The organism is Tannerella serpentiformis (assembly GCF_003033925.1).
In the GTDB taxonomy this organism is placed as follows: Bacteria; Bacteroidota; Bacteroidia; order Bacteroidales; family Tannerellaceae; genus Tannerella; species Tannerella serpentiformis.
Map to the genome: position 1 here is coordinate 2,882,589 of NZ_CP028365.1, position 18,573 is coordinate 2,901,161.

Consider the following 18,573-nt stretch of genomic DNA (forward strand, 5'->3'; position numbering starts at 1 on the left):
AATTCGATGATGTTTATGGGTTTTTAAAATGTGAGTGCGAATGTATGCGTGCCGGATTAGATATGCAAGCGTTTGAGAGGCGTCTAAATGCTGATTAATCAGCTGTTTTGGTCTTAGATTGCAAATTCGCCCCGTGCGAAAGTTGCGATGAAGCATTTGGTGGATAAACAGAATTTTATGTTGGAAAAGCAGTATAAAGGGGGGCGAGAGGGAGCTTTGGCTCGTGGAAAGGCCTGTGTGCAATGAGAGGTCGTCGCTTGTTTTTCGGGGAAAAGTCCCATCATTGGGGCGCCGATGGCACACTTCTTTGAAAAGAAAAGCACCCCTTGGCGAAGGGATTCAAAGTGCTTTGACAGCGGATAAGACTGAGAAGCTGTTTTGAATTTATCGGATGATTGTTTTATGGAGCTCCCCCGATAGCCTCCGAAATAAATTCAAACCAGCTTCTGAAATTGGGGCAGGAAAGCGCATTGTGGCGTAACAATGCAGATTTCTGGGTCAGAAAAATGCTTTGTTGGCCAACAAGGCGGAATTCTGGCACAGGAAAGCGCTTTGTTGATGAACAATGCCGTTTTTTGGGGCAGGAAAGTGCTTTGTGGCGCAACAATGCCAATTTCTGGGTGCCAGAAAGCGTTTCCCCTTCAAGAAGTACACCTACATCGGATCGTTGGAGAGACAGTGATTTTTATACCGAATATCTATCCACTCAATTTTAAAAGTATACACTATGAAGATTGATGCATTCTACGTAAATGCGATGAAAGTCGAAGAAGACTTTGCTTATCACCAAGTAGTTCAGGCTAAAGTGACCCACTTGCCGCTCACCGAATCGGCCACCGGTTACTCTGTCGGCCTCAAAACGGCGGCCGATGCCTACAATAAAGCCGTCGAGGAATTGGACAAGGTGCTGGAAAGCTCCAAATCCGTCCCCGCGGCGCTCGATGCGGCCAAGAAGGATGCGGCGCGCGACAAGTCATGGTACCTCATGCGCAACTTCGTCAAGGCGTCGGTCGGACATCCGGACGCAGAAGTGAACGAAATCATGGTCGAGGCGCTGCGGCATTTCGACAAGTACGGCGACTTGATGCGGGCTACCCAGATGGAGGAATCGGGACGCCTGCATAACCTGATCGAAGACCTGCGCGGCATGGGCACAGCCAAGTTGGCTAAGGCCGGACTTACTCCATATTTCAATGATTTGGAGCAGAAGAACAAGGCTTTTGTCGATGCCGTCAATGTCCGTGTTGATGAGAAGGGGGAGCGCCTGAATCTGGGCCTTATCCAAAAGAGACGCAAGGAGACGGATGAGGCCTATCGGCGCTTGGTGGAGGTCACCAATGCGCTCGTTGTGATCAACGGTGAGGCGCCTTATCTGGCCTTTGTGAAGCCGGTGAACGCGCTCATTAATGAAATGCGCGCCACGTTGGCTAATCGTCGCACGACGGCCGCTACGAGAAAAAAGAAAAACCCGAAGGATCCCAAGACGCCGAAGGACCCAAAGGATCCCAAGGACCCCAAGACGCCGAAGGATCCGAAGGACCCGAAGCCGAAGAAGCCGGGGAAGGACGACGGTAGTCCGGACATTCACCTCCCAGAGGAGGAGGGTCCGAAAAAGCCCGGCGGTGGCGAAGGGGAGAGCGGCAAGAAACCCGAAGGCGGTGGAACGGGCGGTACTGGTGGCGGCGATAGCGGCGACCCCGACATCCATCTGCCGGAGAATTGAGAAGCTGTTTGGATTTTATTTTCGGAGGATATTCGGAGCGAAATAGGCCTCAAATAGCCCCGAAATAGAAATTGTCAATGTTTAATGGTTATGCCGGGTGCCCAGAGCTATGGGGCCCGGCATTTTTTGTGCCCGCTCGCCTCTACCTTTGCGTCATCATCATACCGATATAATATGACACTCATCAAATCCATATCCGGTATCCGCGGCACCATCGGTGGCGGGCCGGACGAGGGGCTGAACCCCCTCTCGATTGTGAAGTTTACGGCGGCTTACGCCACATGGATCCGCAACCGCTCGACGGAAGGCAAGAAGCACCGCGTTGTCGTCGGACGCGACGCCCGCATGTCTGGGCCGATGGCCAAATCGATCGTCGTGGGCACGCTGATGAGCATGGGCTTCGATGTGATCGACATCGATCTGGCCACGACGCCCACCACCGAGCTGGCCGTCACAAACGAGCTGGCTTGTGGAGGCATCATTCTCACCGCGAGCCACAACCCGAAGCAGTGGAATGCGCTGAAGTTGCTCAACGAGCGCGGCGAGTTCCTCAGCGATGAGGATGGGCGCGAGGTGCTCACACTGGCCGAGGGGGAGGCGTTCCGCTTCGCGTCGGTCGATTCGCTGGGCAAGGTGATCGTTGACAACCGTTACAAGGAGCGTCACATCGGGCGCGTGCTGGCCCTCGACCTGGTGGATGTGGACGCCATCCGCGCGGCCAACTTCCGCGTGGCGATCGACTGTGTGAACTCCGTCGGCGGCCTGGTCATCCCCGATCTGCTTTACGCCCTCGGCGTGCGCGAGATCTTCAAGCTGCACTGCAATCCGCACGGCAATTTCTCTCATAACCCCGAACCGCTGCCGGAACACCTGACCGAGATCTCGGCCCTGATGCCCCATGCGCGGGCCGATGTCGGGTTCGTCGTCGACCCAGACGTCGATCGGCTGGCCATCGTCTGTGAGAACGGGGAGATGTTTGGCGAAGAATACACGTTAGTGGCGGTGAGCGACTATGTGCTGTCGCACACGCCGGGTAACACGGTGAGCAACCTCAGTTCTACGCGTGCACTGCGCGACATCACGGAGCGACACGGCGGACAGTATGCCGCCTCGGCCGTGGGCGAGGTGAATGTGGTGGAGAAAATGAAGGAGACCGGCGCCGTGATCGGCGGCGAGGGCAACGGCGGCGTCATCTATCCGGCCCTGCATTACGGCCGCGACGCCCTCGTGGGCATTGCGCTTTTCCTGACTTTCCTGGCCAAAAAGAAGATGAAGGTGAGCGAGCTTCGGGCCACGTATCCGAATTATTTCATTTCCAAGCAGCGCGTAGAGCTGACGCCGGGCATTGACGTGGACGCCATTTTGGATCGTGTCAAGCAGCGCTTCGCCGGTGAGCGCGTGACGGACATCGACGGCGTGAAGATCGACTTTGCCGACCGCTGGGTGCACCTGCGCCGCAGCAATACCGAGCCTATCATCCGCGTCTATGCCGAGGCGCACACCAAGGCCGAAGCCGACGCGCTCGGGCGGGAGTTGATCGACATCATCCAGTCAAGCCACGCCTAACGATGCGCAAGCTAAAGGTTACGGAGCTGGGCCGACTGACGCCGGAGGAGTATCGCGCCAGCGAGAAGTTGCCCGTCGTGGTGGTACTCGATGAGGTGCGCAGCCTGAACAACGTCGGGTCCGTGTTTCGCACGGCCGACGCGTTCCGTTTGGAAGGCGTGTGGCTGTGCGGCATCACGGCCACGCCGCCGCATGCCGAGATCCACAAGACGGCGCTCGGAGCCGAGGAGACCGTCGAGTGGCGGTATGAGAAGGATACGCTGGAGGCCGTCGAGGAGTTACGGCGCGAGGGGTACGTCATCTGCGCCTTGGAGCAGGCCGAAGGCAGCGTCTCGCTGGATCGGTTTCGGCCCGAGCGCGGCCGGAAATACGCCGTCGTGATCGGTCATGAGGTGAAAGGTGTCAGCCAGCGCGTCGTCGATCGTTCGGACGTATGCATAGAAATCCCGCAGCGCGGCACGAAGCATTCGCTCAATGTGTCCGTCGCTGCGGGAATCGTTTTGTGGGAATTTTTCAAGGGGTTGACCCCGTCTGAATCACTCCTCGGTTCTCAAGAAAACTTGGCTGGAAGCCCCTGACTTTGGCTCCATCGAGAGGAGAGAGGAAAACAGCTCCTCAAATAGCTCCGCATTGCACCAACAGCACGACTCGTTCGGTAAGGGCATCCTTGCCGTTCGGGTCGTACTTCGTTTTAAGGCTGGCGCCAAACATGCCGGCGAAGATGTTCCAGAAACCCGCGCGGAAACTGCCCAAGTAAGCCTTGGCCAGGTTGTAGCTCGACTGATGGCATTCGCGGTCGACGAGCTTAATGAGCAGCTTGCCCTGCGACAGGGTGAGCTTCTTCAGCTCCGGCTTGTATTGCGCGTAGAGCTCCTTTTCCATACGTTTGAGATGCGCCTGCTTCGACTTCTCGTCCGGGAGCGTTTCGATGTATTCGTACGTCTCGATCAGCGTCTCGTAGATCAGGCGAGCGTAGGGCAGGGTGCGCTTGACGTCGCGCACGAGCTTGTTGTACTGCTGCCGCTCTTTATCGTTCTTGAACGTGAGTTCGGGGAAAACGTAAACCGTCGGCAGGTACACATGTGGGATGGTGTCGCCGTTCTCCACCGAGCCCAGCGCATAGCCGTCGGGGATGACGATGCGTATGCGTTTCGAACCCGCGTCGATCGTGAGCCGCTGCTTTTGTGCGGCCGCACTTCCCGCGAGACAGAACAGGGCGAGCAGGGTGAGGATTGCGTATCTGCAACGTTTCATCATCGTGATCCTTTGCTTATCCGTTTATTCCTCAACGATCTTCATCGACCGGATGACCACATCCTCCAGCGGCCGATCTTCCTTGCCCGTAGGCACAACTTGGATGCTGTCCACCACGTCCATGCCGTCTATCACCTCGCCGAAGACGGTGTAGGCATTGTCAAGATGTGGCGTGCCACCTTCGGTCATGTAGACCTCACGCTGCTCGGGTGTGAACTTGATGTGCTTCTCCTGCTCCATCTTGTCCAGCCCTTCGGCGGTGAATTTCTTACCCTCGACGATGTAGAAGTTCGTGGACGACGACGCCCGCTCGGGGTTGATATCATCGCCCCAACGCGCTGCGCCTACTTGTCCGCGCTTATGATACAGTTTGGGGAAAAGGATCTCGGCCGGCACGGTATAGTCCGGTTCCCCTTCTTTTACTTTCATCCCTTTCGGAGCCTCCTTCATGTCGATATGTCCCGCTTGGATCATGAAATCCTTGATCACGCGGTGAAACAAGACGCCGTCGTAGAGGTGACTCTTGACCAGCTTGACGAAGTTGTCGCGATGGTGCGGCGTCTCGTTATACAGTTTGATGGTGATCACGCCTTTGTTGGTGTCGATCGCCACCTTCGTCTCTTTCTCTTGCGCCGATGTTCCGAGCGCACACATGCCGCACAGCAAGGCGGCTAATAGCATTCTTTTCATCATGACTTTGTTGGGGTTAGTGGTTGTCTTTATCGGAATACGCATGAAAAACGGTTCCGTATAGGCTTATCGTATGCTTTGGAAGAGTCCCGTGGCGGGATATTCTCCCGCGTCGGTCAGGGCGCGCAGCCGACGGACCACTTCGGCGCGATCCTCAGCGTAGGTGACGCCGAACCACGAGGATGTGGTGTCGAGCACGTGGACGCGCGCCGTGCCACTCGTGATCAGCTCGTTCACCGCCCAAGGGATGTAATACTCCGCACGTTCGTCCGTGGCGTGATCCGCAAGGAAGCGGCGGAAATACGTTTCTGTATGTGCGAAATAGTCTGGCGTGAAGCCCCACATGTTCATCGAAACGGGCGTATCGTCGGCGAGCACCTGCGGTGTGCCGTGTTCGTCGGTGAAGCGGACTTGGCCGTCCACACGGGCGATGGCGGTTCGCTCCACGATGCCGGTTAGGTAGCCCTTTGCATCCGTTGTACAGACGCCGCGCGAGACGGTTCCACTCGGGCTGAGCGTGTTGCCGACGCGAAAGCCGACCATGCAATAATCGCCCTCTCGACCCGCCGTTTCGGCCAGCGCACGAGCGAGCGTGGCGAAGCTGTCACGACCGTAAAAGTCGTCCGCATTGATCACGGCAAAGGGTTCGCGGATGGCGTGGCGCGCCATCCACACGGCGTGGTTCGTGCCCCAAGGTTTGGTGCGCCCCGGCGGACAGGTGAAGCCGTCGGGCAGATCGTCCATCGATTGAAAGACCACCTCCGTGGGGATGTGATCGGCATAGCGCGACAGTACACGGGCGCGGAAGTCGGCCTCAAAATCGCGCCGGATAACGAACACGACGCGGCTGAAGCCAGCGCGTGCAGCGTCGAAGACGGAGTAGTCCATGATCGTCTCGCCGTCCGGACCGACGCCGTCCAGCTGCTTCAGACCTCCGTAGCGGCTGCCCATGCCGGCAGCCAGTATGCACAAAGTGGGTGTCATATTTAATAGGTGGTTTATGTAGGGCAGGCCCCTCTCTGGGTCACCCGGAAATTTTGGCGGCAAATGTAGGGGCGTATGTGATACGTTCCCTCCGGCCTCTGGGCGCACCGGTGTGACAGCTCGTTTTCCGTCATGCAGTTGGGAGTCCGACGTAAGCAATCATCTCCGTCAAGCGACTTTTTGGCGTCGCTGCGTGCCAGCGGCTCCGTCAAGCGACTTTTTAGCGTCGCTGTGAGCCAGCGGCCCCGTCAAGCGACTTTTTGGCGTCCCTGCGTGCCAGCGGCCCCGTCAAGCGACTTTTTGGCGTCGCTGTGACCCAGCGGCTCCGCCCGAGCGACTTTTTAGCGCCACTTTCGCCCCATCGGCCCGCCCGAGCGACTTGCGTCGAACTGGTATTAGGCACCATGCATGGCTGCATCTTGTTTTTCGATTTCTTCGCGGCCCTTATGTACACTCCATCATCCAATCCTCATCCCCTGGCCGACTTCCGATACTGCCCGCGCTGTGGCTCGGATACGTTTGCGCCACACGACGAAAAGTCGAACCGTTGCCCGGCATGCGGCTTCACGTATTATTATAATCCGGCGGCAGCTACGGCTGCCCTCATCCTCAACGACCGCAACGAGCTACTCGTCTGCCGTCGTGCCAACGATCCCGCGCGCGGCACGCTCGACTTGCCTGGCGGATTTTGCGACGTTGGCGAGACGGCCGAGGAGGGCGTAGTTCGTGAGGTGGCCGAAGAGACGGGGCTGCGTGTCCTTCACGCCGATTTTCTCTTCTCACTGCCGAACAGTTACCTCTTTTTGGATTTTGTGGTGGCTACGGTCGACATGTTTTTCCGTTGCCGCGTGGCTAAGGACGAGGCTCAGCCGGAAGCGCACGATGATGCGTCGGAATTACTGTGGATACCGCTCGATGCACTTCGCCCCGAAGCCTTCGGACTGGCCTCCATCCAGCGGGGCATTCGCCGCTTTTTGGACGGCGCCACGTCATCTGCCGCTCGATAGTCGTGCGGTATGAAACGCTTTCTTCCGGCTGAGAAGCTGACGCTGCTCGCATAAAAACCAAATCGGGCAGGGTGATCTTTTCGATCGCTCTGCCCGATTTTTATTTCAACGTATGCGCTTACTGGGCATACCTGTTCAGACCTTGATGCCCCGTTTTTTTAGGTTACGGATAGCTGTCTCGTCGCCGCGTTCAGCCGCTCGGCGATACCACTTGATGGCCTCGGCCTCGTTGCGACGGACGCCGCGCCCGGAGGCGTAGATCACGCCGAGGTTGTTCATCGCTGGCAACACGTCGCGATCGGCTGCGAGGCGGTACCACTTGATGGCCTCTTCGGTGTCCTGCGGTACGCCGCGGCCGGAGAGGTAGTGATTGGCCAGATTGTAGAGCGCCATCGCGTGATTTTGGGCAGCTGCTCGGCGGTACCAGCGCACGGCCTCGGCGTCGTTTTGCGGCAGTTCGCGCCCCGTGTCGTAGAGGTAACCGAGCTTGTTTTGCGCTTTGGCGTCGCCGCTCTCAGCCGCGTTGCGCAGTTGGCGAATGTGTTCCGGCTCCTCTGGTTCGTTGAGTGAAGTAAGAATTTCATCGATACGGCGCTCCGTATCCACGACTTGCCGGGCTGGCTCTTTTTCGATGGGTAGGGTGGATTTCGGAGGAGGGGCATGGACGGCGGTCGGGGTAGGCGCAACCGGATCAGCAGGAGGGGACGGCGCCGGATCAGTGGACGGTGCCGGAGGTGTGGGAGAGGGCGGCGGCGTAGGGTCAGTCGGCGGCGTAGGAGGCGGGGGAGGTGTGTCGTGGCTGCCCTCTTTGGTGAAGACACGCAGGGAAGCCGTCCACTGCTGCCCCCGAACGAAGCGGCGGGCCGCGAGATTCTCCACCGTCACGCGCCCTTCGTCTGGGTCCATCAGCTCTACGAAAAGATCCGCGGGAGGCGTACCTCGGAGGGCACGCTCGCAAAAGGGAGTCACGCAGGCAAAATAATTGGGGCCGCGCAGTCCTGCGCAGATCGTGTCCGCCAGGTGCGCGATGGATGGAACCTCCATGTCTGCGATCTGGGAAAAGATATGTAGCGTGTGGAGCTTCGCGTCGGACGTTGTGTCTGCGGCTTGAAGCTCATCGGTGTACTTGCAGATGGTGCGCAGTTCGGCGCCGGGAAAGCAAACGCGGGCGTGTAGTGCAGCGCGCTCGAGGCAGCGTGGAGTGGGGTCGATCAGGGTGATACGCCGAACGGACGTAAGGGGCAGGCCGCGCTCAAGGAGTAGGTCGTGATAGACCAAGGCGCCGAGGCCCACACCGCAGCCGTAGTCGATCAGCTCCACGTCGCGCTGGGCAAAGATGTTGGAGAGGTGCGAAAAAGCACGTCGGAGGCGGGCCTCACGCACAGCCCCGAAGGCATAGGTGTAAGCACAGAGGCGCGGCTCGGTGGTCAATTGGTTGCCGTCTCGTTTGAGTTCGGCGAAGAGGTGGTCCCGATCGGCCTCGGCCAGGTCGGTGATAAAGCGATCGGAGAGGGCCCGCACAGATGCACACGTGAGGTGGGACATCGACCCGATCAGGAACGAATAATTCGTATCACTTTCGATCATGCGTATAGGGATAGTAAAACGGAGTTTGAGGTAGGGCAGGCGCCTAAGGGGCTGCCCTGCGTCGCGCCCTTCATTGATGATGTATTTGTAGTGGTTGGTCCAGAGTTAGTCTAATTTCAGGACCGCTAAGAAGGCCTTCTGGGGAACTTCCACGGTTCCGATCTGCTTCATCCGTTTCTTGCCCTCTTTTTGCTTCTCGAGGAGCTTTCGCTTGCGTGAGACATCACCTCCGTAGCATTTGGCGGTAACATCCTTGCGGACGGCCTTGATCGTTTCCCGAGCGATAATCTTCGCACCAATGGCAGCCTGTATCGCGATGTCGAATTGTTGGCGGGGAATAAGCTCTTTGAGCTTTTCGCACATGCGTCGGCCAAACGACACGCTGTTGTCGAAGTGTGTAAGCGTAGAAAGGGCATCTACCGGCTCGCCATTGAGCAGAATATCGAGTTTGACGAGCTTTCCCGGGCGGTAATCATGCAAGTGGTAGTCGAAAGAGGCATATCCCTTGGAGATGCTCTTCAGTTTGTCGTAGAAGTCGATTACGATCTCGCCGAGAGGGAGGTCGTAGAAGAGTTCGATACGGTTTCCCGTGATGTAATCCTGCTTAATGAGCACACCGCGTTTACCCAGACAGAGGGTCATGATGGGGCCGATGTAAGTGGTTTGGGTGATGATCGAAGCGCGGATGAAGGGCTCGTCGATGTGATCGATAAGCGTTGGGTCTGGGAGGCCTCCGGGGTTGTGCACTTCGGTGCATACGCCTTTGCGATCGTACACCTTGTAAGATACGTTCGGCACCGTGGTGATCACGTCCATTCCGAACTCACGTTCGAGACGTTCCTGCACGATCTCCATGTGTAAGAGTCCGAGGAAGCCACATCGGAAGCCGAACCCAAGGGCCACGGAGCTCTCGGGCTGGAAGGTCAGGGAGGCGTCGTTGAGCTGGAGCTTCTCGAGTGAGGCACGCAGGTTTTCAAAGTCCTCCGATGCAATGGGATAGACACCGGCAAAGACCATCGGCTTGACTTCTTGAAAGCCTTCGATATGTTCGCTGGCGGGGCGGGCCACATGGGTGATGGTGTCGCCGACTCGCACCTCTTTCGAGGTCTTAATGCCCGAGATGATATAGCCTACATCGCCGGTACGGACCTCCTCGCGCGGGCTCATTTCGAGCTTCAGGGCGCCCACCTCGTCGGCGTCGTACTCGCGACCGGTAGCCATGAACTTGACCATATCGCCGCGCCGAATCACCCCGTTTACCACCTTGAAATAGGCGATAATCCCCCGGAAGGGGTTGAAGACTGAGTCGAAGATGAGGCATTGCAACGGCGCGTCGGGATCGCCCTTGGGGGCCGGGATCCGATCGACCACGGCGTTCAGCACTTCCGCCACGCCCAAGCCCGTCTTTCCGCTGGCACGAAGGATGGACTCTCGGGGACAGCCGATGAGTTCAATGATTTGGTCTTCAATCTCCTCAGGCTTGGCGCTCGGAAGGTCGACTTTGTTGATCACCGGAATGATCTCGAGGTCATTTTCGATGGCCATGTAGAGATTTGAGATCGTTTGGGCCTGAATGCCTTGTGCGGCGTCGACCACCAGCAGTGCGCCCTCGCAGGCGGCAATGGAACGCGAGACTTCATACGAGAAATCGACATGCCCGGGCGTGTCGATCAGGTTCAGCACCCACTTCTCGTCCCGATATGCGTAGTCCATTTGGATCGCATGGCTCTTGATGGTGATTCCGCGCTCGCGTTCGAGATCCATATTGTCGAGCACCTGGGCTTGCATGTCTTTAGGGGAGACCGTCTTGGTGTACTCGAGCAATCTGTCGGCGAGGGTACTTTTCCCGTGGTCGATGTGGGCGATGATGCAGAAGTTGCGTATGTGGTTCATATTGTGAAATGTTCGCTTGAGGGGATGATTTCGGCCCGCAAAAGTAAGATAGGATACGGATTGTTGCATTTCCGGCCTCCCCTTCCGTCGCATGCCCCGAAAAGCGTCGCTGCATGCAGGTCGCCCCTCTGTCTGGCCCTCGAAAGTCCGACGGACGCCGTCGCTCTATTATAAAGGTACGTGCGCGTACGTTTATATATTTCTCTCCGCCATGCATGCACCCCCAAACAGCAAAAACGCAGGGCTTCAAAACGTGTTACCCGAAGAATGCGCGGAAATTTATCCCCCTCGATTTATGCGACTGAAAAATACAGTGTAGTTCGTGGCTTTACACCTGTGCGGCGCTATTTACCCCGAAAAATGGAGTGTATAAATGAGTGGAACAAGAAAAAACAGCCGCGAAAGGGCAGTGCAGGGGTTAGCGGGGGTGATATTTTGAGGCGATGAGGACGGCTTGCGCGTCGGTGGTGCGGAGGAGGTTGTCGAGTGGGGCGTGCGTGTGATCCATATAGCGACTGACGATGCGGAGACCGATCCACGCGCCGAGTCGGCCGGGCAATTTGTCGGAGAGGAAGTCTGACGGCCGATCTAGGAAGTAACGCGCCGTGGCGGTACGATCCGGCGTGTAGAGAGCGCGGCGCTCGACGATGATCCGCCAGATGTCCGCCTCGCGACGCTCCACTTCGCTCAGCTCATCAGGCGTCCAGCCCATGAGCGTGGTCATGCTGAGATCGGGCAGGGCACGGAGCACAGCATAGCGGAGGGCGCCTTCGTAGATCATCCGGTCGAGCAGCACGGCTTCATTGCCTCGGAAAGGGTATTCGGACATCAGATAGGCCGCCATGAGGTCTGGCGCCACGCATTCGGGGGCCATCCTGCGGCGCGCATAGGGCGTGAAGAAGTCGGCATAGAGCGGATAGTCTGCGCCGAGGTATTTGTCGATGGAAACGGAGAGTAGGCTGTCGCCCACGAGTACATTTTGATAGAGCCCAGAGACGTGCAGGCAGAGTGCGGGCCGACGGTGCCCAGGAAGATCGGCCTCGAGGCGGGTGAAGGCCGCGCCGAGCGTGCGGGAAAGAGTGTCGACGGCCGAGTCGGTGTATCGCTCGAGGGCGTCGGCATAGAGTCGGTGTAGGGTGGGCTCATTGTAGTAGTCGGAGAGGCGCCCGAAGTAGTCCACGGTCGGCGTGTCCGGGCGCTCGAAGAGGGCGAGGGAGAGGATGCGGAGCATTTCGGGATAGGTGCGGAGTAGACCGTCGCGTAGGATGGTCGCGTGCGCGCTGTCGGCATCCACATAAGCGAAGAGATCGCGATCGAAGCGAGCGATGGGAGCAGGATCGGCAGTCGAATCCACGTCGGCCGAAGTGGAGTGGCAGGCCGAGGTAAGGAGCAGGATGAGCGTGAGAAAAAGGAGGGGCTTACGGGTCATTTCTTTAATAGGACTGTGATTCGGAGGGTGAAGTCGAAGAAGATCATTTTCGCATTGCCGTTTTGGGTGATGTGACGCTCCGCATCGGCCAGCTCGGCGGCGAAATCGAAGACATTCCGCTCGTTGACATAGGGCGAGAAGCGAGCGGAGAAGGCGGCCTCGTCCGGGCGGAGGTAATTGAGGTCGTCGGAACGGAATCGGCGGACGAAATTCTCCCTTACGAGGTGTTGGCAGTAGGCCAAAAAGGCACGCTGCTGCTCGCGGGAGAGCGCGGCGAGCTCGTCGGCGGTCTGCTTCATGGCGCGGACGTCGCGTTTCCAGGCGTTGCGCATGATACGGATGAAAAAGTCGAGGAAAAGACGCTCCCGCTCGTCCTGCCCCATGATACGTTCCGCGGCGAGCAGATCGCCATGGGCCAGGTGGGCCGTGTGGCGAGCGGCGTCGGAGGACAGCCCGCTGCGCTGCTCCAATGCGCGGGCGAGGGCGTCGGCCTCGATGGGTCGGACGTCGAGTCTTTGCGTGCGCGAAAGGATTGTACCGAGGATCAAGTCTGGCGCGTCGGAGACCATCAAGATCACGGTGCGTGCCGGGGGCTCTTCGATGAGTTTGAGCAGCTTGTTGGCGCATGCGGCATGCATGCGCTCAGGCATCCAGACGATCAGCACACGGTATTGGGCCTCGTAGATTCGGAGGCTGGTGGCGCGAATCATCTGGTCACTTTCCTCGGCGTAGATTAAGGCCTGTCGACCAGCAGTCTCCATCCTGTCGAGCCACTCATCGAGGTCAAAATAGGTGTGCTCAGTCAGCATCGCGCGCCATTCACCGAGGTAATCGTCGCAGACGGTCCGCTTCCTCTTTTTGTCAGCGACAATGGGGAAGACGAAATGCAAATCGGGGTGTGCGAGCGCATCATATTGGCGACAGGAATGGCATTTCCCGCAAGCGTCCGTGTCCGTACGGTCGGAGCAATTCAAATAACGGGCGTAAGCGAGGGCCAGCGGGAAGGTGCCGCAGCCCATGCGTCCGCAAAAAAGGCGGGCATGGGGGATGAGGCCTCGGCGCGCTGTGTCCGTGAGGCGTGCCTTGAGGTCATCCTGCCCGATAACGTTGTGGAAATACATAGAGAGAACTAAAATCTACATGCTAAAAACGAAAACGAGGGCGTAGAGTTGTGTGTGCCCCTAATTTCTCGGCGGAAAACCTAGTTGAGTATGGTGGATAAAACGAAAAATGGGGGCGGCGTCCCTGAATGAGCGTCCCCATTTTCACCGTTCATTTTATCATCAGTAGATCTCTTTGGCTACGCGGCGGATGCTGTCCGAGGCCATCAGGGTGTAGAAATGGATGCTGGGCACGCCGTGTGCCACCAGATCGCGACACTGGGCTGTGCACCACTCTACGCCAACCTCCGTCGCCTCTTGGTCAGTCTTGCAACGACTGAGCGCGGCGGCAAACTCGGGCGGGAAGGTGCAGTGGAAGATGCGCGGAATGACCTCCAACTGGTCGCGCAGCACGATCGGCTTGATGCCCGGGATGATGGGCACCGTGACGCCCTCCGCCCGCATGCGATCGACGAAGGCGTAATACTTCGCATTGTCAAAAAACATCTGCGTAACGAGATACTCCGCGCCCTGTTCCACCTTCAGCTTGGCGTATCGGATGTCGTCGTCCATCGACAGGGCATCCTCGTGCATCTCGGGGTAGCAGGCCATGCCGTAAGAGAAGGGCGTTTCGATATCCGTGATCGGCGAGCCGTCCAGAGCTATGCCGCGGTTGAAATTGTTCACTTGGAGCTGTAGATCGGTGGCGTGATCGTGATAAATCTCGGCGTTATCGGGCTCGTGGAGCCGCTTGACGTCGCCGCGGAGGAGGAGGAGGTTGTTCACGCCCAGGAAATTCAGGTCGATCAGGCCATACTCCGTCTCATCTTTGGTGAAGCCCTTGCAGACGAGGTGTGGCACGGCGGCGATGCCGTAGCGGTTCTGTATGGCCGAGGCGATGGCGACTGATCCGGGGCGTTTGCGCAGGTTGACGGTGCGCACCATGCCGTCCGTGCCGCGCACCTCGATGGCTTCGCTGTGGTGCGAGGTGATGTTGATGTACTTGGGGTCGAAGTCGCGCAGCTTGTCGATGACGCGATAGACGCTCTGGATGCTGTTGCCCTTCAGCGGCGGCAGGATCTCGAACGAGAAGGCCGTGCCTCGGCTCTTGTTGATTAAATCGATGACTCTTTCCATATATAGGGTAGTTATAGGGTGGTTTGATCGGGGGTGACATACATATAATAAGAGGTGTACATTCACCCGCGGCCCTTTTCGGCGGACAAAAGTAGCACGAGACTCGTCAAGCGGCGGGCGGGTTCACCTTCCTCTCGTCTTCCTGTTAAAATATTTAAGAGATCGGTCATTGACAGCAGTCAGAGGCATGCACCCCCCGGGATTCTGCCCTCTGACAGCTATCAATGAATAGAATCCCCGAGTTTTTTGACCGTTGACAGTTGTCAATGCGCAAAAACCTTAGGGATTTTGTGCTTTGACTGTTGTCAAAGGGTAGAATCCTCAAGTTTTCGGGGCTTTGACAACTGTCAACGGGCAGAAAACTCCGGGGCGCATACCTCTGACTGCTGTCAACGCCTTTTTTTCTTTCGCTATCCGACTTATTTGTACCCGGTTGTAAGGGCGCAAAAGCATACGCCCCACAGGTACCCGACCAAATTCGTGGACGCCTCGGGTAGCAATAATCAACGATATAATCCCGCTTCAGTCCTCCAGCGTCACGGTGGCGTCACGGACTTCGCCACCGAGAGGTGGATGATGTTTGGTGACCGTGACGCGTAGGTCGGTCAGGTCAGATCGATAGGCGTGCAAGGCGCGGTGGATGCGTCCGGCCACATGCTCGATCAGACGCGAGGGACGGGCCATCTCGGCCTGCACTCGGTCGTAGATTTCGGCATAGTTGACCGTATCCGACAGCTCGTCCGTCTCCGTGGAAGCAAGGGTGGGCAGGGCAAAGGCCACGTCTACGGTGTAGTATCCACCGATCACAGTTTCCTGTTCAAAGACGCCGTGATGGGCGTAGAATTTCATGCCGCGTAGGGCGATTTTTCCGTTCATAATCAGAGATTGTTAGGGCCATGGGGCCGACTGGTTTTGAGGGCTTCACCCTCGATAATCGTTGGTAGTTACGGCCTTTAGCCGGGTTGCTGCCATGTAGGAATAGATCTCGTCTCTGTTCGTTCTGTCTTTCGCCGCCGGAAAAACTGTCTATATTTGCGAAAACCAAACATAAAAAATCATGGTACGAACAAAGAACGAAGAGATACCGCTGAGTAGCGGTGGGATGCACAATGTGCTGGCCGCGGGAACGGTCGTAACGGGTAGCGTGGCCTCGGAATCGGACTTCCGGTTGGACGGACGTATCGAGGGCGACATCAATTGCAAGGGCAAGATCGTTATTGGCCCTAAGGGTAGCATAGTCGGTAATATCATCTCCGACAATGCTGAGATCTTGGGCGATGTAGAAGGCTCGATCCGTATCAAGGAGAAGCTGGTCTTCAAGTCGACCGCCATCATCAAGGGCGACATCTTCACGCAAACGCTGGAGATCGAACCGGGTGCTCACTTCAACGGTACGTGTACGATGTCAGGCAAGGTGGACGATCCGCGTACACAGGGCAACAACAAGTCGAACGTCACGCCGCTCAATAAGAAGTAGCCCTCCCACATCTTTCATTCGTTTCACACACAATCGCCTTCAATCGGTGCGGTTGCTCTCTCGGAGCATCGCACCGATTTTTTTGTTGAATGCCTCAGCTCCGAGTAGCTCCTCGAGTGTGAGGTGCATGCGGTAACGCCAGTAATGATCCGGATCGGCGGGGATGTTGATCCGCTCGCGAGTCGGGTCTGGTACACGCAGACTACCATCTATTGCCAGCCAGTCCTGGAGAGGGAGGACAGTGAGGATGGAGGCCGCCTGAAGGTGGTCGCGAACGATACACTCAGCGGCTTCGGGCGTAGCTTCTTCATTTTCATTGTGGGTAGGGTAGGATAGGGCCTGCAGGTAGCGGCGGGTGCGTTCGGCATCCTCTTGCCACCAGAGACGCAGCGGCGCCATGTCGTGCGTGGAGGTGGTGCAGACAGAGAGGTAGGGCGCACGGCGGAGGTCGGTGAACTCCACGCCGTAGATCTTGGAGATACGCCCCAGCTCAAGACTGAGGATGCGCAGGCGGTCCATGACTTCGTGCACCGAATCGGGGATCATGCCGAGGTCTTCGCCACAGACAAGCATATCGGTGGAAGCCGTCAGGGGGTGGAGGCGACGGAGGGCCGTGTCACGCCAAAAGTCGTGGTGGCGGACGAAGAAAAAGTCGGCGTAGAGGCGATCGAAAGCGATACGATGGGCCTCGGTCAGTGTGTGGTAACGTAGTGAGCGATCGGCCGAAATACGCGGATGGTAATGGCCAGGCGTGTAGGGATCTTCCACGAAGAGCACCTCCTCGGTGAGACGGTAGAGGGCATCGCGCAGACCGATGTCGTTGGCTTTCTGAAACAGTGTGGCGATCTTTTGTTGGGTATCACAAAGGGCGTTCGGAGCCACATACGCGTCATCGATAGAAGTAAGAAAACGTGCCAGCACTTCGTCCGACTTATCACCGAATACTTCGGCGAGGCATTCGCGTCGGATCATAGGGCGGGCATAACGTACATCGAAGGACAACCCAAAGGCCTCGATCTCGTCCGGGGTGAGTGGAAGAGCCGGACGAAAGTGTCCACAAAGGCCACGCACATAGTCGATCGGTACTTCCCAAATACGGAAGAAACCGAGGATATGGTCGATGCGGAAGCAGTCGAAGTATTCGCTGAGCTTACCGAGTCGCGCCTTCCACCAAGCGAAATCGTCGCGCTCCATCACCTCCCAGTTGTAGGTCGGAAAGCCCCAATTCTGCCCCACGGTGGAGAAGTCGTCGGGCGGAGCGCCTGCCTGCTGTTGCGGGTTGAAATACGGCGTGTCGGCCCACGCGTCCACGCTGGCCCGGTTGACACCGATAGGTAGATCGCCCTTGAGGATCACACCTCGGCGGCGTGCATAGTCGGCCACGTCGCTGAACTGTGTGTGCAGGATGTATTGCAGGAAGCAGTGGTAACCCACCTCGCCAGACGTCTTCCACTGTGCATCGAAGAGCGCCCGCACCCGGTCGGTATCGTACGTCGCATCGTCGCCCCAGCGGATGAAGTCGACTGTGCCGTGTAGGTCGCGGTAGTAACAGAAGACGGCGTAAGGCATGAGCCATGCACGGTTCTTCCTGACAAAACGCCGATAGCCGTCGCTCTGCAACACCTTCGCCCCCGACTCGCTGAAGTAGGTGCGACAATAGTCCAGCTTGCCCTTTAGAACCGCCTCATAATCCATCTCCGGCAACGCGTTGAGTTGGCGTTGCATACGTTGAAAGACGGCCGATTGATGCGCGTCTTTTAGCGGCTCGAGGTCGGTCAGTGAGAGATAGATGGGGTGGAGGGCGTAGACAGAGATGGCGCTATAGGGGTAGGAGTCGCGGTAGGTGTAGGTGGCGGTCGTGTCATTCATCGGCAGCACTTGCACGACGGACTGTCCTGTCTCAGCGGCCCAGTCGATGAGGAGTCGCAAGTCGTGCAAGTCACCTACGCCGAAGCTCGTTTCCGATCGCAGGGAGAAGACAGGAACCACCGTACCCGCACCCTTCCACTGGGGACGTGCGTCGCGGAAGGGTGTTTCTGACACGATCACGACCTCGGACGCTCGCGGCGTACTTCCCGTCCACGTACGGTTAAAATCGGCCTCCCATTGGTGGAGTTGGCCGTCGGTATTGCGGAGGATGAACTTGTATTCGAACGGAAGGGTGAGCGTATCCAAGTCTAAGCAGACCTCCCAATCGGGGAAGTGAGCGTCGCTCATTCGTACGGCTCGCGTGGGATCCCAGTTGCCGAGGCTGTCGCAGCTGCCGACGATGGCCACGTGCTCATCCTTTCCGACGCGTGGGGCCGGTACACGTAGGATGAGACTGCGCGGGTGAGTCGCCTTGGTCGGAGATTGTGGCTCGTGCCTGATAAAGTGTGCGTGGGTGAAGGCCGCGGTGTAGAGAGGGCTGTCGCCGGGGATAGTCTGCCAACGGTCATGCAGGGTGTAGACAGCGTGAGTCGGGTCGAGCGATACGTGGCGCATCGGTCGCCAAGGCTCGTCGGACGGTTGCCCGTCAGCATCGAGGGATTGGTAGGCATAGTCGGCCTCCAGCAACGACGTGGGCACATCGAGCGAGAGCGACCAATGCGCCCCGTCGGTGGAGGTCATCGGTAGACCCACGGCGGGGTCAGCACCGGCAGCTGTCGCGATGTCTCGGCAGACAAGCTGCACGGTGTGGCCCGTCGGTGCGGGGTAGAAGAGGTGGAAAGTGAGAGTCATAGGGG

15 protein-coding genes are annotated in these 18,573 nt (G+C 57.9%); 5 read left to right on the forward strand and 10 right to left on the reverse strand.

What is annotated here, in order from left to right; translation table 11 throughout:
* The first annotated feature begins 727 nt into the window (after nucleotides 1–727).
* The 3 genes from C7123_RS12210 to C7123_RS12220 all read left to right on the forward strand — a co-directional run bounded on the left by C7123_RS12210 (nucleotide 728) and on the right by C7123_RS12220 (nucleotide 3,867).
* Nucleotides 728–1,723 carry a DUF6261 family protein gene (locus C7123_RS12210; protein ID WP_107490672.1) on the forward strand — a complete coding sequence of 332 codons (996 nt, stop codon included), beginning with the start codon at nucleotides 728–730 and terminating at the stop codon, nucleotides 1,721–1,723.
* Between the two features lie 174 nt (nucleotides 1,724–1,897).
* On the forward strand, nucleotides 1,898–3,289 hold the full coding sequence (gene glmM, locus C7123_RS12215; protein ID WP_069175240.1) for a phosphoglucosamine mutase: 1,392 nt from the start codon (nucleotides 1,898–1,900) through the stop codon (nucleotides 3,287–3,289).
* Between the two features lie 2 nt (nucleotides 3,290–3,291).
* The gene (locus tag C7123_RS12220) at nucleotides 3,292–3,867 is read left to right on the forward strand and encodes an RNA methyltransferase (protein ID WP_069175241.1); all 576 of its coding nucleotides are present in this window, start codon (nucleotides 3,292–3,294) and stop codon (nucleotides 3,865–3,867) included.
* Between the two features lie 37 nt (nucleotides 3,868–3,904).
* Here the strand turns inward: C7123_RS12220 and C7123_RS12225 are convergent, their stop codons facing one another.
* The 3 genes from C7123_RS12225 to C7123_RS12235 form a co-directional block, all read right to left on the reverse strand.
* Nucleotides 3,905–4,546, reverse strand: coding sequence for a DUF4294 domain-containing protein (locus C7123_RS12225; RefSeq protein WP_037983066.1), 642 nt, complete (start codon nucleotides 4,544–4,546; stop codon nucleotides 3,905–3,907).
* Nucleotides 4,547–4,567: 21 nt separating this feature from the next.
* The gene (locus C7123_RS12230) at nucleotides 4,568–5,233 is read right to left on the reverse strand and encodes a peptidylprolyl isomerase (protein ID WP_069176363.1); all 666 of its coding nucleotides are present in this window, start codon (nucleotides 5,231–5,233) and stop codon (nucleotides 4,568–4,570) included.
* A 66-nt stretch (nucleotides 5,234–5,299) separates the two neighbouring features.
* Nucleotides 5,300–6,217, reverse strand: coding sequence for a nucleotidyltransferase family protein (locus tag C7123_RS12235; protein WP_069175242.1), 918 nt, complete (start codon nucleotides 6,215–6,217; stop codon nucleotides 5,300–5,302).
* 446 nt (nucleotides 6,218–6,663) lie between these two features.
* Here C7123_RS12235 and C7123_RS12240 point away from each other — a divergent pair, with 446 nt between their 5' ends.
* Nucleotides 6,664–7,224 carry an NUDIX domain-containing protein gene (locus C7123_RS12240; RefSeq protein ID WP_069175243.1) on the forward strand — a complete coding sequence of 187 codons (561 nt, stop codon included), beginning with the start codon at nucleotides 6,664–6,666 and terminating at the stop codon, nucleotides 7,222–7,224.
* 135 nt (nucleotides 7,225–7,359) lie between these two features.
* On the opposite strand, the gene C7123_RS13225 is transcribed toward C7123_RS12240, so the two are convergent.
* From C7123_RS13225 to folB, 6 genes are all read right to left on the reverse strand, one after another.
* Entirely contained in the window at nucleotides 7,360–8,811 is a 1,452-nt protein-coding gene (locus tag C7123_RS13225) for a tetratricopeptide repeat protein (protein WP_083206860.1), read from the reverse strand.
* 105 nt (nucleotides 8,812–8,916) lie between these two features.
* Nucleotides 8,917–10,704 (reverse strand): translation elongation factor 4, encoded by a 1,788-nt coding sequence (lepA, locus tag C7123_RS12250; protein WP_069175244.1) that lies wholly within the window; start codon nucleotides 10,702–10,704, stop codon nucleotides 8,917–8,919.
* A gap of 418 nt (nucleotides 10,705–11,122) precedes the next feature.
* On the reverse strand, nucleotides 11,123–12,133 hold the full coding sequence (locus tag C7123_RS12255; RefSeq protein ID WP_069175245.1) for a gliding motility protein GldB-related protein: 1,011 nt from the start codon (nucleotides 12,131–12,133) through the stop codon (nucleotides 11,123–11,125).
* Nucleotides 12,130–13,254, reverse strand: coding sequence for a DNA polymerase III subunit (locus C7123_RS12260; protein WP_069175246.1), 1,125 nt, complete (start codon nucleotides 13,252–13,254; stop codon nucleotides 12,130–12,132). Before C7123_RS12260 ends, C7123_RS12255 begins: the two co-directional genes overlap by 4 nt.
* Nucleotides 13,255–13,416: 162 nt before the next feature.
* The gene (locus C7123_RS12265; RefSeq protein ID WP_069175247.1) at nucleotides 13,417–14,370 is read right to left on the reverse strand and encodes a methylenetetrahydrofolate reductase; all 954 of its coding nucleotides are present in this window, start codon (nucleotides 14,368–14,370) and stop codon (nucleotides 13,417–13,419) included.
* A gap of 522 nt (nucleotides 14,371–14,892) precedes the next feature.
* Nucleotides 14,893–15,246: a dihydroneopterin aldolase gene (gene folB, locus C7123_RS12270; RefSeq protein WP_037979887.1), complete on the reverse strand. Its 354-nt coding sequence runs from the start codon at nucleotides 15,244–15,246 to the stop codon at nucleotides 14,893–14,895.
* 181 nt (nucleotides 15,247–15,427) lie between these two features.
* Between folB and C7123_RS12275 the strand changes: the two genes are divergently transcribed.
* The gene (locus C7123_RS12275; protein ID WP_037979886.1) at nucleotides 15,428–15,847 is read left to right on the forward strand and encodes a bactofilin family protein; all 420 of its coding nucleotides are present in this window, start codon (nucleotides 15,428–15,430) and stop codon (nucleotides 15,845–15,847) included.
* Between the two features lie 39 nt (nucleotides 15,848–15,886).
* Here the strand turns inward: C7123_RS12275 and C7123_RS12280 are convergent, their stop codons facing one another.
* Nucleotides 15,887–18,568, reverse strand: a complete 2,682-nt coding sequence (locus C7123_RS12280) for a 4-alpha-glucanotransferase (protein ID WP_069175248.1) — start codon at nucleotides 18,566–18,568, stop codon at nucleotides 15,887–15,889.
* Between the last annotated feature and the right edge of the window lie 5 nt (nucleotides 18,569–18,573).